The sequence below is a fragment of the Tomitella biformata AHU 1821 genome (genome assembly GCF_000524475.1).
Lineage (GTDB): Bacteria > Actinomycetota > Actinomycetes > Mycobacteriales > Mycobacteriaceae > Tomitella > Tomitella biformata.
Window position 1 is genome coordinate 123,946 of the sequence record NZ_BAVQ01000043.1, and the last position, 13,088, is coordinate 137,033.

7 protein-coding genes, 2 tRNA genes and 1 pseudogene are annotated in these 13,088 nt (G+C 68.2%); 6 read left to right on the plus strand and 4 right to left on the minus strand.

The window, feature by feature from the left end; all coding sequences use genetic code 11:
• On the plus strand, positions 1-1,206 hold the full coding sequence (locus TBIF_RS14345) for an acyl-CoA dehydrogenase family protein (RefSeq protein ID WP_024795474.1): 1,206 nt from the start codon (positions 1-3) through the stop codon (positions 1,204-1,206).
• 86 nt (positions 1,207-1,292) lie between these two features.
• Here the strand turns inward: TBIF_RS14345 and TBIF_RS23685 are convergent.
• A pseudogene (locus TBIF_RS23685) lies at positions 1,293-2,824 on the minus strand (ABC-F family ATP-binding cassette domain-containing protein).
• 133 nt (positions 2,825-2,957) lie between these two features.
• Between TBIF_RS23685 and TBIF_RS14355 the strand changes: the two are divergent.
• The 3 genes from TBIF_RS14355 (at position 2,958) to TBIF_RS14365 (ending at position 8,093) form a co-directional block, all read left to right on the plus strand.
• The gene (locus tag TBIF_RS14355) at positions 2,958-4,388 is read left to right on the plus strand and encodes an MFS transporter (protein ID WP_024795475.1); all 1,431 of its coding nucleotides are present in this window, start codon (positions 2,958-2,960) and stop codon (positions 4,386-4,388) included.
• 107 nt (positions 4,389-4,495) lie between these two features.
• A complete protein-coding gene (locus TBIF_RS14360) occupies positions 4,496-6,145 on the plus strand; it encodes an acyl-CoA synthetase (RefSeq protein ID WP_051461556.1) in 1,650 nt (549 codons plus the stop codon).
• 196 nt (positions 6,146-6,341) lie between these two features.
• Positions 6,342-8,093: a CocE/NonD family hydrolase gene (locus TBIF_RS14365; RefSeq protein WP_038171236.1), complete on the plus strand. Its 1,752-nt coding sequence runs from the start codon at positions 6,342-6,344 to the stop codon at positions 8,091-8,093.
• Positions 8,094-8,147: 54 nt separating this feature from the next.
• Here the strand turns inward: TBIF_RS14365 and TBIF_RS14370 are convergent.
• Positions 8,148-8,221 (minus strand) — tRNA-Met (locus tag TBIF_RS14370).
• 118 nt (positions 8,222-8,339) lie between these two features.
• On the opposite strand from TBIF_RS14370, the gene TBIF_RS14375 reads away from it, so the two are divergent.
• Positions 8,340-9,140, plus strand: a complete 801-nt coding sequence (locus TBIF_RS14375; RefSeq protein WP_235174746.1) for an isocitrate lyase/PEP mutase family protein — start codon at positions 8,340-8,342, stop codon at positions 9,138-9,140.
• A gap of 54 nt (positions 9,141-9,194) precedes the next feature.
• Here TBIF_RS14375 and TBIF_RS14380 read toward each other — a convergent pair.
• A tRNA-Met gene (locus tag TBIF_RS14380) sits at positions 9,195-9,268 on the minus strand.
• Positions 9,269-9,357: 89 nt separating this feature from the next.
• Positions 9,358-12,345, minus strand: coding sequence for a UPF0182 family protein (locus TBIF_RS14385; protein ID WP_024795479.1), 2,988 nt, complete (start codon positions 12,343-12,345; stop codon positions 9,358-9,360).
• 167 nt (positions 12,346-12,512) lie between these two features.
• On the opposite strand from TBIF_RS14385, the gene TBIF_RS14390 reads away from it, so the two are divergent.
• Positions 12,513-13,085, plus strand: a complete 573-nt coding sequence (locus TBIF_RS14390) for a PPA1309 family protein (RefSeq protein WP_024795480.1) — start codon at positions 12,513-12,515, stop codon at positions 13,083-13,085.
• Positions 13,086-13,088: the final 3 nt, after the last annotated feature.

Here is a 13,088-nt window from a genome sequence, read left to right on the forward strand (position 1 = left end):
ATGATCAACCTTGAACTCCCCAAGAAGATGAAGGCCGCGTCGAACCAGGCCCACCAGGCCGCGGCGCAGATCTTCCGCCCCATCTCCCGCAAGTACGACCTGGCCGAGCACGAGCGCCCCGTCGAGCTCGACACGATGGCCAGCCTCGTCGAGGGCCTCGCCGACGCCGGCCAGGCCGCCTCCGGCGCCACGATGGGCCGCGGCACGGAGCGGAAAACCGAAGGAAACGTCAACGGCGGCAACATGGCCTCCCTGATGAACGTCATCGAGACCTGCTGGGGCGACGTCGGCCTCACCCTCTCGATCCCCTATCAGGGCCTGGGCAACTCCGCGATCGCCGCCGTCGCCACCGATGAGCAGCTCGAGCGCTTCGGCAAGGTGTGGGCCTCGATGGCCATCACCGAGCCCAGCTTCGGCTCCGACTCCGCCGCCGTCTCCACCACCGCCGTGCTCGACGGCGACGAGTGGGTCCTCAACGGCGAGAAGATCTTCGTCACCGCTGGCGAGCGCTCCACCCACATCGTGGTGTGGGCCAGCGTCGACAAGTCCAAGGGCCGCGCCGCCATCAAGTCCTTCGTGGTGCCGCGCGACGCTCCGGGCCTGTCTGTCGCCCGACTCGAGCACAAGCTGGGCATCCGCGCGTCGGATACCGCCGTGCTGCTGCTCGAGGATTGCCGCATCCCCCAGGACAACCTGCTCGGCAGCCCTGAGGTGGACGTCAACAAGGGGTTCGGCGGCGTCATGGCCACCTTCGACAACACGCGCCCGCTGGTCGCCGGCATGGCCGTCGGCCTGGCCCGCGCCGCGCTGGAGGAGCTCCGCGAGATCCTCACCGAGGCCGGTGTCGACGTCTCCTACGACACCCCCGTCAACAACCAGCACGCGGCGGCCGCCGCCTACCTGGACCTGGAGGCCGATTGGGAGGCCGCCTACCTGCTGACCATCCGCGCCGCGTGGATGGCCGACAACAAGAAGCCGAACTCGCTCGAGGCCTCGATGGCCAAGGCGAAGGCCGGCCGCATGGGCACCGCCGTCACGCTCAAGGCCGTCGAGCTCGCGGGCAGCTACGGCTACTCCGAGCGGCCGCTGCTCGAGAAGTGGGCGCGGGACTCGAAGATCCTCGACATCTTCGAGGGCACGCAGCAGATCCAGCAGCTCATTGTGGCCCGCCGGGTGCTGGACCTGTCCTCCGCCGAGCTGAAATAGCCTGGCCGACATCTGTTGTGCAGGTAATCAGAAGTTTTCGCGATTCCACCCGATTAACTGCACAACAGATGTCTCCCCACCGCCGCTCACAGCTCCACCCGCCTATCGATCCCCACGCGGTTCAGGAAACCCTCGTCGTGGCTGACGATCACCAGCGCCCCGGGCCAGGTCCCCAGCGCGTCGACCATCGACTCCACCGAGTCCAGGTCCAGGTTATTGGTGGGCTCGTCGAGGATCAGCAGCTGCGGGGCGGGCCGGCGGAACAGCACCACGGCCAACGCCGCGCGCAGCCGCTCCCCGCCCGAGAGCGAGCCAATCTCCTTGTCGCCAGCGCGGCCACGGAACAGCAGCCGGGCCAGGTGCGCGCGCACATCCTGCTGGTCCGCCTCGGGCGCGGCCGCGGAAACGGCCTCGGCCAGGGTCTCGGCGTCGTCGAAGATGTCGAGCCGCTGCGGCAGATAGGCCACCGGCACCCGCAGCCCGTCGCTGTCCATGATCGTGCGCAGCAGGGTGGTCTTGCCGGCGCCATTACGGCCGACGATGCCGATGCGCTCGGGCCCGACGATCTCCAGCTCCCCGCCTGAGAAGGCAAGCCCGACAAGTACCTCGCGCCGCGGGGGGACAGCGCTGTCGGGCAGGTCGATGCGGATTGCATCATCGTCCCGCAGCAGGGCCTCCGCGCTGTCCAGCACGCCCCGTGCGTCTTCCACCGCGGCCTGGTGCGCGCCGCGCAGCTTCCCTGCGGTGACCTGGGAGCTGTTCTTCCACATGCCCAGGACCAGGGGCGACGCCCGCTTGTTGGCGGCCATCTGCTTGCCGTAGCGGGCCTTGCGGTCCACCTTGGTCTGCGCGTCGATCAGTTCTCCACGCTGCTTGCGCAGGTTGTTCTTCGCGTCCGCGACCATCTCGCGGGCGGCCTGCTGCTCCACGTCGATCACCTCCCGGTAGTGGCTGTACGGGCCGCCGAAGAGCCGGATCTGCCCATCGCGCAGCTCGGCCGTCGCACCCACCCGCTCCAGCAGCTCCAGGTCGTGGCTGACCACGAGGACGGTCCCGCCGAAGCCCGCGATCACGTCATAGAGATACCGGCGATGCGCGGCGTCGAGGTTGTTGGTGGGCTCGTCGAGGAGCAGCGTCCCCGGCCCGGACAGCAGCAGCCCGGCGAGCGCGAGCAGCGTCGCCTCGCCGCCGGAGACCGCACCGAGGGGCCGGTCGAGATCGTCGATCGCCAGGCCCAGCCGCCCGAGCATCGCCCGGCAGCGCTCGTCGATATCCCAGTCCGAGCCGACGACGTCGAAGTCCGCGGGCGACCCCACCCCGCCCTCGATGCGACGCAGTGCCGCACGAATCTCCTTGGCCCCCAACATATCTGAGACTGTGCGGTGCGCATCGAGCACAATGTCTTGCGGCAGCACGCCGATGGCCCCCTCCGCACTCACCGAGCCGCGGACAGGGGCCAGCTCGCCGGTGACGAGCTTGAGGAGGGTCGATTTCCCCGCGCCGTTGATGGCCTCAGCGCGGTCGCGCCGGCGGGGAACACCGCGTTGAGGCCATCGAATACGACGGTGCCGTCGGGCCAGGAAAAATGCAGATCAGAAATGACAAGAGAATGAGACAACGATGCTCCCAAGGTGTGCGGCTGATGAGCTGCGAACTACCTGGAAATGAGCACCGGACTCCGATCACGGGGGAATGTTGCACAAATCGTAATGTCCCCATCCCCGCATAGCAAGAGGAATAGCGTCGAGGCCATGGCGACCCGTAGCGATCCCACCGAGGACGGCCCGTCCGACGAAGGCGTTGGCCCGCGGGCGCGCGGGGTGCTCATCGCGGCGTGCGCGGCCAATGGATTCGTCTTCCTCGACCAGACCGCCAGCCCGGTCACACTCGACGCCCTGCGCCGAGACCTCGGTTCCACCGGCTCCGAAGCCCATTTCGTCATCGGCATCTACCTGGTGGTCCTCGCGGCGATGATGCCGGCGGCGGCGCGGCTCGCAGACAGGTTCGGTCGGCGTCCGCTCTTCCTGTTCGGGGCGGCGCTGTTCGGCACCGCGTCGGTCGCCTGCGCGCTCGCGCCGTCGATCGAGGTCCTGTTGGCCCTACGCGCGATCCAGGGCGTGGGCGCCGCCCTGTCGGTCCCGCTGTCACTGGCCGTCGTCACGTCCGCGTTGCCGTCGGCCCGGCGGGGTTGGGCTGTCGGGGCGCTCGCCGCCGGCGGCTCCGTGTTCCTGCTCGTGGGCCCGGTGCTCGGCGGGCTCCTCGTGGACCACGCGCACTGGCGCTGGGTGTTCGTGCTCCCCGTGCCGCTCGTGGCCGCGGCCCTGGTCATGGGGCGCACGTGGATCACGGACGCGCGTTCCCCCCAGCCACCGCAGATCGACCTCCCCGGGCTCGTCCTGCTCATGCTGGGCCTCGCCGCGCTGGTGCAGGGGCTGCTGGAGCTCGGCTATCGCGGCTTGTCCAGCGGGCCGCTCGCACTGGCGCTCGCCGGACTGGCCGCGTTGGCGGCGTTCCTGTTGGTAGAGCAGCGCCGCGACGACCCGCTGATCCAGCTGCGACTGCTCCGAATCCCCGCGGCCGCGGGATGCCTGCTGACACTATTCGCCCTGCAGTTCGCGATCCTCGCCCTCACCGTCGAGGTGGTGCTCTACCTGCAGCAGTCGCTCGATTACGGAGCCCTCCTGGCCGGTGCGTTGCTGCTCCCGACGGTGCTGGGCTCGCCGCTGCTATCCGTGCTGGCCGGCCGGGTAGCGGACCGCCGCGGCCCCACCCTGCCGATCCTCACCGGCCTCGGACTCGTCACCGTCTCGCTCATCATGGTGGCGGTCTTCGCGGGGCGCGGCCAGATCCCCGCGATGGTGGCGGCGCTGCTGCTGTTCGGCCTGGCCCGTCCCTTCGTCCTCACCCCGGCCACCGCCACCGCGATGCGGGCCGTCCCCGCCGGGGAACACCATCAGATCTCGGCGATGACGACCGAGGCCCGCCAGCTCGGCGGAGTGCTGGGGGTGGCAGTCGCGGGCTTCATCGTCTCCACCGTGAACTCGGCAGGAACGTCATCGGCCGGCAACGTCGAAGGATTTCAGGCGGCCATCCTGGCGGCTGCCGGACTCTGCGCGCTGGCATGGGGCATCGGGGCTGTCCTGATCCGCCGGCCAGCCGAGTCCCTGGCGGCAGATTCCTAGGACTTCACATCACAGATAGTTTGCCAATTCCCTATAAGGTGAACCGCAATGCAAGGGGTTGCGGGCATCGCCCAGCACTGTCACGTGGAGTTGTCGGGAGGGCACGAATGATCGAGTTGGGCAAGACGAGAGAGCTTCTGTCGCAGGGGACGGCGAGGGCGGTCGAGGTAGCCAAGGCGGTTCGGGTGATGCAGCGCTCCGGGCTGGTCCCGTTCCCCCGTCTGGATCACGGCATCCACTCCCTGATCAGCCTGAGCAAATACGGCCCGTTCGTCGGCGCGGCCAAGCACGCCGCCAGCATGACCCCCGACCGCGACGGCATCATCGACGAGCTCGGCCCCCTCACCTTCGCCGAGCTCGACGCGCAGTCCAACGCCCTCGCCCACGCTTGGCTGTCGACCGGCCTCGGCCAGGGCTCGATCATCGCCGCGCTGTGCCGCGACCACCGCGGCCTAGTCCTGACGATGCTGGCCAGCGGCAAGATCGGCGCGCGGCTGGTCATGCTCAACACCGGGTTCGCCGGGCCGCAGCTGGCGGACGTGTCCGCGCGGGAGGGCGTCGAGGCCCTCGTCTTCGACAGCGAGTTCGCCGAGCTCCTCAGCGTCATCCCCGACTCCATCACCCGCTATCTGTCATGGGCCGAAGAGGGGCACGACGCGTCCGCCGGCCCCCAGGACATCTATGGGCTGATCGCGTCGAGCCCCACCAGCCCACCCCCCGCGCCGAAGAAGCCCGGCGGCTTTGTGCTGCTGACCAGCGGCACCACCGGCACACCGAAGGGCGCACCCCGTGAGCGCACGTCGGTGTTCGCGTCGGCGCAGTTCCTCGACCGGATCCCGCTGCGGCGCGGCGGCGTCACGTATATGGCGGCGCCGATCTTCCACGGCACCGGCGTCTCGCAGTTCATCATCTCGATCGCCTTGGGCTGCACGGTGATCCTCAACCGAAGGTTCAACCCGGAGAAGGCCCTCGCGGGAATCGCCGAGCACAGGGCTGACGCGCTGATCGTGGTGCCCACCATGCTGCAGCGCATCATCGACCTCGGTCCCGAAGTCCTCGCCAAGTACGACACGTCCTCGCTGCGCATCATCTTCGCCGCCGGCTCCTCGCTGTCCCCGGACCTGTGCAGGCGCACCGCCGAGATCTTCGGCGAGGTGCTCTACAACCTCTACGGCTCCACCGAGGTCGCCGTCGCCACCGTCGCGACCCCCGAGGACCTGCGCGTCGCACCCGGCACCGCGGGCAGGCCGCCCGTGACCTGCTCCGTGGTGCTCTACGACCCGGACGACCGCAAGATCACCGCGCCGAACGTCACCGGCCGCATTTTCGTGCGCAGCGGCCTGAGTTTCGGCGGGTACACCGATGGCCGCCATAAGGAGCTGATCGACGGGCACCTGTCCTCCGGCGACATCGGCTACTTCGACGAGCGCGGTCTGCTGTTCATCGAGGGCCGCGACGACGACATGATCGTCTCCGGCGGCGAGAACGTCTACCCGCTCGAGGTCGAGAACCTCCTCGTCGAGCGTGCCGACGTGCTCGAGGCTGCTGTCGTGGGCGTGCCCGACGCGGACTTCGGACACCGGCTGCGCGCGGCCGTCGTGCTGGCCGATGGCGCGGCCCCCAACCCGGACGAGCTCAAGGAGCACGTCCGCAAAAACCTCGCCCGCTATAAGGTGCCGCGCGAGATCCTGTTCCTGGACGAGCTGCCCCGCAACGCCACCGGCAAGCTGCTCAAGCGCACCATCATCGATCTCTAGCCACATCCCGCTCGATAGACGTGCCATTGTGTCGACACACGGCCATTCCCGTGTGCCGCGCCCACCTAAACAGTAGTGTTGCAAATCACATGCAACCTGTTGTCACGGCGGAAGTAGGTGTCCCACGCACTATCTCGGGCACTCCCGTCGTGTGACGGCCCGAGAATCCGGTTATTCGCCGACCTGGGAATCGCACATGCGGATCATCAGCACTCTGTCCGTCACGACCGCCGCCCTGCTGGCCTTCTCTGCCGCCGCGGGATCTCCTGCCGCCGCCCAAGGCCTCGAGGTCGCCGTCCAGACACTGCATTTCGCGGTCCAGGTAGGCCCCGATGACGCGGCAACCTCCTGCGATATCGTCGGCGATCTCTACCGGCCCACCGCCGCGAGCCCGGAGCACCCCGTCGCCGCCATCCTCACCACCAATGGGTTCGGCGGCTCCAAAAACGACCAGGCTCCAATGGCCCGCATGCTCGCCGGGCGCGGCTATGCCGTCCTGTCCTATTCCGGCCTGGGTTTCGGCGGCTCCACCTGCAAGGTCACGCTCGACGACCCGCGATACGACGGCAAGGCGGCCAGCCAGCTCGTCGACTACCTCGGCGGGCAGGACGGTATCGCCTTCGCGGACCCCGAGCACCGCCAGCCCCTGCCCGGCGCGGACTTCATCGCCCGCGACAGCGTGGACCATCGCGGCGCGCCCAGCGACCACGACCCCCGAGTCGGCATGGTCGGCGGCTCCTACGGTGGTCAGGTCCAATTCGCCGCCGCGTCTGTGGACCCGCGCATCGACACCATCGTCCCCATGATCACGTGGCACGACCTCGGATCCGCCCTCGCCCCCAACAGCCTGGTCTCCGACAGCGGCGAGCCCACACCTGGCGTCACCAAGGCGGTGTGGACCGACCAGCTCGCCCTGGCCGGGATGCTCTCCCCCGGCCCGGACGGGTACCTGGCTACCCCCCTCCGCGCGCTGCCGTGCCCGAATTTCACCGATGAGGTCTGCCCCGCCCTCGTGAACGCGCTCCTCACCGGCTGGCCCGACCAGCGCGCGATGAGCCTGTTCGAGAGCGTCTCGGTTGCCCACTACACCGACGCCATCGCCATCCCCACGCTGCTGATCCAGGGCCAGAACGACACGCTGTTCAACTTGAGCGCGGCCCAGTCGACCTACGACGCGCTGGCTGCCCGCGGCGTCGAGGTGAAGATGATCTGGCAGCTCGGCGGGCATTCCGGCCCGCCTGCCCCCGGCGAGCTCGACGCCGCGGCCCCCGACCCTGACACCCAGTACGTCGCGGGCCGCATCGTGGACTGGTTCGACAGCCAGCTGCTCGGCAGCACCGTGGACACCGGCCCCGCCTTCGCCTACTTCCAGGACTGGGTGGAGTACTCCGGCAACGCCGCCCCCGCCTTCGCCGGCGCGGCGGACCCCCGCGTGGGATCTCCCATCACGCTCGACCTCACAGGTGGTGACGCGCTGCGGGGTCTGACCACCGGCGTCTCCGGCCTGCCCGTCCCGCCAGATCCGGGGGCCGCGATCCCGCTCCCCCAATTCTCCACGCCGGGCACGACGGCGGACTGGGCCAGCGAACCGCTCGCCACCTCGCTCACGGTCGTCGGCGCCCCCACCCTCGACATCAGCCTTGCCGCGGACCCGGGCGGGAACGGGTCTCTGGAGCGTTCGACCGTGGTGTTCGCGCAGATCGTCGATATCGGGCCCGACGGCGCAGAGACCTCCATCCACGACCTCGTGGCGCCCATCCGCGTGCTCAACCCCGGCGGGCCCCTCCACATCACGCTGCCCCCCATCGTCCATCGCTTCGAGCCCGGCCACCGTATCGGCGTGAGCTTTGCGGGCGGCAATGCCGCCTTCCGCGGAAACCTGGTCTCGCAGCGGGTCGAGTTCATGGCCGACGCCGCCCAGACGCTCACACTGCCTGTGACACCCTGACCAGCGCAAAAAAGACCGGCCCGGACTGTGTAAGTCCGAACCGGTCTTCATTAGTAGCGGGGACAGGATTTGAACCTGCGACCTCTGGGTTATGAGCCCAGCGAGCTACCGAGCTGCTCCACCCCGCGCTGCAAAGACCACACTACCCTAGTTTTGGGGCGGCAATTACCACCGTCCGTGCCGGGCCTGCGGAGTACGCTGGGTCCGCCCCTTCTGGAGGACGCCATGGCCCTGCACGACGACCGAGTGACCACTTTTCATCACCTGCACACCTCGAGCTGCTTCGTGATGCCGAACCCCTGGGACATCGGCAGCGCCCAGGCCCTGGAGCAGTTGGGCTTCCCAGCGCTCGCCACCACGAGCGCCGGCTTCGCCTGGACAATGGGCCGCGGGGACAGCCAGGTCCACCTCGAGGAGTCGCTGGGCCACCTGAGGGCTCTCGCGGACGCGGTGGGCGTGCCGGTGAACGCGGATTTCCAGGGCGGGTTCGCGTCCGACCCGCAGCGGGTCTACGACAACGTGTCGCTTGCCGTCGCCACCGGCATCGCCGGCCTCTCGATCGAGGACTTCACGGGCGAGGAATCCGCGGGAGGTGAGCCGCTCCACAACCTCGACCTCGCGGTAGAGCGCGTGCGCGCCGCACGACGCGCGATCGACGACAGCGGCACCGGCGTGGTGCTCACGGGCCGGTCCGAGGGATTCGTGTGCGGACGCCCGAACCTCGACGAGACGATCCGCCGCCTTCGCGCCTACAGCGAGGCCGGCGCCGACTGCCTCTACGCGCCGGGCATCGACACGGCCGGACAGGTTTCCGCGATCATCGCGGCGGTGGCCCCGGCCCCGGTGAACGTGCTGATCAACGCGCCGTATCTGACCGTCGGCGAGGCGGCGGGCCTGGGCGTACGCCGGATCAGCGTGGGCGGCACACTGGCCCGCGTCGCATGGGGCGGGTTCCTGGCGGCGGCCAGGGAGATCGCGGAGGAAGGCACGTTCACCCGGTTCGAGCAGCTCCCGGACATCGAAGCGCTCTTCGTCGACCCGCACTGACCTGCAATGCACTCAGGCCCGGAACCATGATCTGGTTCCGGGCCTGAGTATTAGTAGCGGGGACAGGATTTGAACCTGCGACCTCTGGGTTATGAGCCCAGCGAGCTACCGAGCTGCTCCACCCCGCGCTGCAAAGAGAACGTTACAGGGAGGGCGGGGGCGGAAGCAAATCGGCTTCCAATCCCCCGCCCACCTGCGGTTTTATCTTCCGGCGAGGCTAGTTTCCGGTGTTGCCGGTGACCGCCTGCCAGTTGGCGATGGCCTTATCCAGGTCTTCCAGCGCCTTGCCGTACGCCGCGAAGTCGCCGCTCGTCTGCGCCGTCTTGAGCTCCTTCATCGCGTCGTTGACCGCGACACCGGCGGCCGCCGCGTCACCGGTCGGCGCCGGTGTCGGAGCCGGCGTTGTCGGAGTCTCCGCCGGGGTCGTGGAGCCGTCAGTCCCGGGCTCGGGATTGGCGGGCTCGGCGGGCGCCGCCTCTCCCTCGGGCGCGGGCCTGGTCGCCAGCCCCGCGGTGTCCGCGCCGAAGATCTGCGAGAGCGCCTCCTGCACCGTCTGCGCGTAGCCGACCTTCACGCCACCCTTCGAGTCCGTGTAGCTCATCAGCACTCGCGTCAACTGCGGGAAGGTGCCGCCGGTGGTCGAGTTCCGCTCCGTGTACAGCGGGCCGACGTAGAGGATGCCGCCGTCGGCGATCGGGAGCGTGAGCAGGTTGCCGTACTGCACCTTGTTGGCCTGCTTGAGCAGCGCCACCTCGGTGGACACCTTCGCGTCCGAGACCATCGAGTTCTGTGCCTGGTTCGGGCCCTGTGTCTGCGAGTCCGTCGGCAGGGTGCGCACCAGGATCTGCCCATAGGTCTTCGGGTCCGAAGACACCGAGATGTACGCAGACAGGAAGTCACGCTGATAGCCGCGCATCGGGCTGGTCAACAGGAACTCCGGCGTCGCCGTCTCCGGGTTGCCCATCAGCAGGTAGTACGGCGGCTGGTTCTTGTCCGTCTCCACTGTGGGGTCGGTGGGCACCGTCCAGAACGCGTCGTTCGTGAAGAAGTCCGTCGGCTCGTCCACGTGGTACTTCGCGAGCATCTCGCGCTGCACCTTGAACAGGTCCTCCGGGTAGCGGATGTGCGCGTTCAAGTCCTCGCTGATCTCGCCCTTCGGCTTGACCGTGCCCGGGAACACGCCACTCCACGCCTTGAGCACGGGGTCGTTCTCGTCGAACTCGTACAGCGTGACGGTGCCGTCATAGGCGTCGACGGTCGCCTTCACCGAGTTGCGGATATAGGAGACCTCCTTCTTCGGCAGCGGTCGGCCAGTCGCGGCGTCGACGCTGTCGGAGACCAGATCGTCCAGCGAGGCGCGCTGGGCGTAGGGGTAGTTCTCTAGCGTGGTGTACCCGTCGACGATCCACTGGATGCGCCCGTCGACCACCGCGGGGTAGGCGCCGGCGTCCGTGGTCAGCCACGGGGCCACCTCTTGGACCCGGTCCCGCGGGTCCCGGTTGAAGATGATCTTGGAGTCGGAGCCGATGGCGTTCGAGAACAGGATGTTGCGCTCGCCATACTTCGCGGCGAAGGCGAGGCGGTTGATCCAGTTGCTGATCGGCACCCCGTCCTTGCCGGTGTAGGTGTACTTCTCGGTCTCGGTGTCGTACTCGCGAGGCGCCGAGCCCGCCGCGCCGACGATCGAGTAGTCCTGCGGCGTCTTCGCGATCAGCTCGCCGAAGTAGATCCGCGGCTGGTCCACCTTGAGCGCGTCGATATCGGACTGCACCGTCAGGTCGCTGACCGTGAACACCGGATAGCCGCCGGCGCTCTCCTGGCCCGCACCGGGGGACGAGGTGACGGTGTTCGCGGGGGCAGCGACAATGCCGTTGCCATGCGTGTACACGGTGTGGCGGTTGATCCAGTCGGTCTGGTTGCCGGTGAAGCTCCCTGGCGCCAGCTCGCGGGGCGCGAGGACGAAGTCCTGCAGCTCGCCATCGACCTCGTAGCGGTCGATGTTGAGCATGTCCGGGAAGCCGTAGAAGTTCTTCAGCTGCTGCCGCGCCGTGAACGTGGGCGAGAGGATGTTCGGATCGAGCAGGCGGAGGTTCTCGATGGTGGTGTGGTCCGCGGGGACGTTGACCGGGCTCTTCGTGCTCGCGCCCGGATACGACTGATAAGTGACATCGCCGCCATCAGTGACGTTGTTGATCCCGTATGCATCACGCGTGGCCTGGATGTTCCGGGTGATGTACTCGGACTCCTTCTGCGCCGCGTTCGGCTTGACCGAGAACTGCTCGACGATCAGCGGGTACACAGCGCCGATCAGCACCGAGGACAGCACCATGAGCGCCGTCGCCAGAGCCGGGATCCGCAGGTCTCGCAGCACGATGGCCGCGAAGAAGACCAGCGCACACAGGACCGCGATGGCCATCAGGATCAGCTTCGAGGGCAGCACCGCGTGGATGTCGCTGTAACCCGCGCCGGCAAACGTCGGCATTTTGGAGTCGTTAGAGAGCAGTGCGTAGCGGTCGAACCAGTACGCGACGGCCTTGACCAGCAGGAACAATCCCGCGATGATGGCCAGCTGGGCGCGCGCGGCCCGCGTGAGACGGCCCTCGCTGACGGCCAGACGGATGCCGCCGAAGATGTAGTGGGTGACGAGCGCCGCGAAGAAGGCGATGAACAGGGCGACGAACAGCCAGCTCAGAATCGCCTGGATGAACGGCAACGTGAACACATAGAACCCGATGTCATAGCCGAACTGCGGGTCCTGGATGCCGAAGTCGCCGCCGTTGAAGAACAGCTGCACCATCTGCCAGCTGTCCTGCGCCACTAGGCCCGAGATCAAGCCGATCACGATCGGAATGCCCAGTGCGAAGGTCTTGCGCTTGCCCATCACCAGCGAGCGATACCGCGCGACGGGGTCATGGGGATTCGACACCGGCACGAACACCGAGCGGGTCCGATAGGCGATGAGGATCGAGCCGAAGATGGTGGCGGCGACGAAAATCGCCACCACGGCGAAGATGATGATCCGCGTGAGCACGACGGTGCTGAACACCGAGCCGTAGTCGACCGAGCGGAACCAGAGCCAATCAATATAGATGCCTAGCAGCCGCGGGCCGAACAGCAATCCCAACACCACAACCAGGCCGAGGCCCAGCAGGATCTTGCTTCTCCGGGATAGCTGCGGGATACCGCTGGACGGTCGCACGCCCACGTCTCACACTCCAACCTCATTCGGCGGCGCCTGGCGCCACCTGGATTTGTGCCCCGCACTGCGAGACCACATTGATCCGTACTGTACGGAACAGCCCGGCTACCCACTCAACGGCCCGAAAACCGAGCCAGTTCCTGACCTTCCCGCGCGGGTGCGAAGATATGGCGATGAGCACGCAGTTTCACTCCACGTCCTATTCCCTCGCCAACCTGGGCACCAGCATCCGAGAGGTCGCCGAGTTCGTCGACGATACCGGCTGGGACCAGCGGCCCGAGATGTTCGCCTTGGTCCCCACCTCGCTGCTCGCCGAGACGGACCCCTCCCTGATCCATGATCTCGACAGCGCGGGCCTGACCCCCATCGAGCAGGCCGCCCTGCATGAGGACATCGACCAGCATCCGGACGCGCTCGGCGAGATCGTCTCCGGCATCACCTGGCCCGATTCGGTCGTCGGCGCGATCTTGGTGCGCCAGATAGTGGTGCTGCCGCCCGGCGCCGACGCCGACGTGGACGCCGATCCCACTCGGGCCCGCCGAAACCCGGCCAGCCAGGACGCGCGCCTCTACTCCGGGGTGCTGCGCGACGGCCGCGGGCTGAGTCTGCTGCAGCTGCGCACGCCGGACGGCGCAGTCGCGCCTTCGCCCGTGCAGGGCCGCGTCGAACTGCTGCAGTACGAGGGCCTCGGCGCGGAGATGCTCGACGCGCTGCGGGCCACGTTCGAGGCCGACCCCGAGGACTAGTCG

Bases quoted from the DNA above. Each gene is read 5' to 3' on its own strand.
- TBIF_RS14345 (WP_024795474.1), top strand. From the start codon at position 1: ATGATCAACCTTGAACTCCCCAAGAAGATGAAGGCCGCGTCGAACCAG.
- TBIF_RS14355 (WP_024795475.1), top strand. From the start codon at position 2,958: ATGGCGACCCGTAGCGATCCCACCGAGGACGGCCCGTCCGACGAAGGC.
- TBIF_RS14360 (WP_051461556.1), top strand. From the start codon at position 4,496: ATGATCGAGTTGGGCAAGACGAGAGAGCTTCTGTCGCAGGGGACGGCG.
- TBIF_RS14365 (WP_038171236.1), top strand. From the start codon at position 6,342: ATGCGGATCATCAGCACTCTGTCCGTCACGACCGCCGCCCTGCTGGCC.
- TBIF_RS14390 (WP_024795480.1), top strand. From the start codon at position 12,513: ATGAGCACGCAGTTTCACTCCACGTCCTATTCCCTCGCCAACCTGGGC.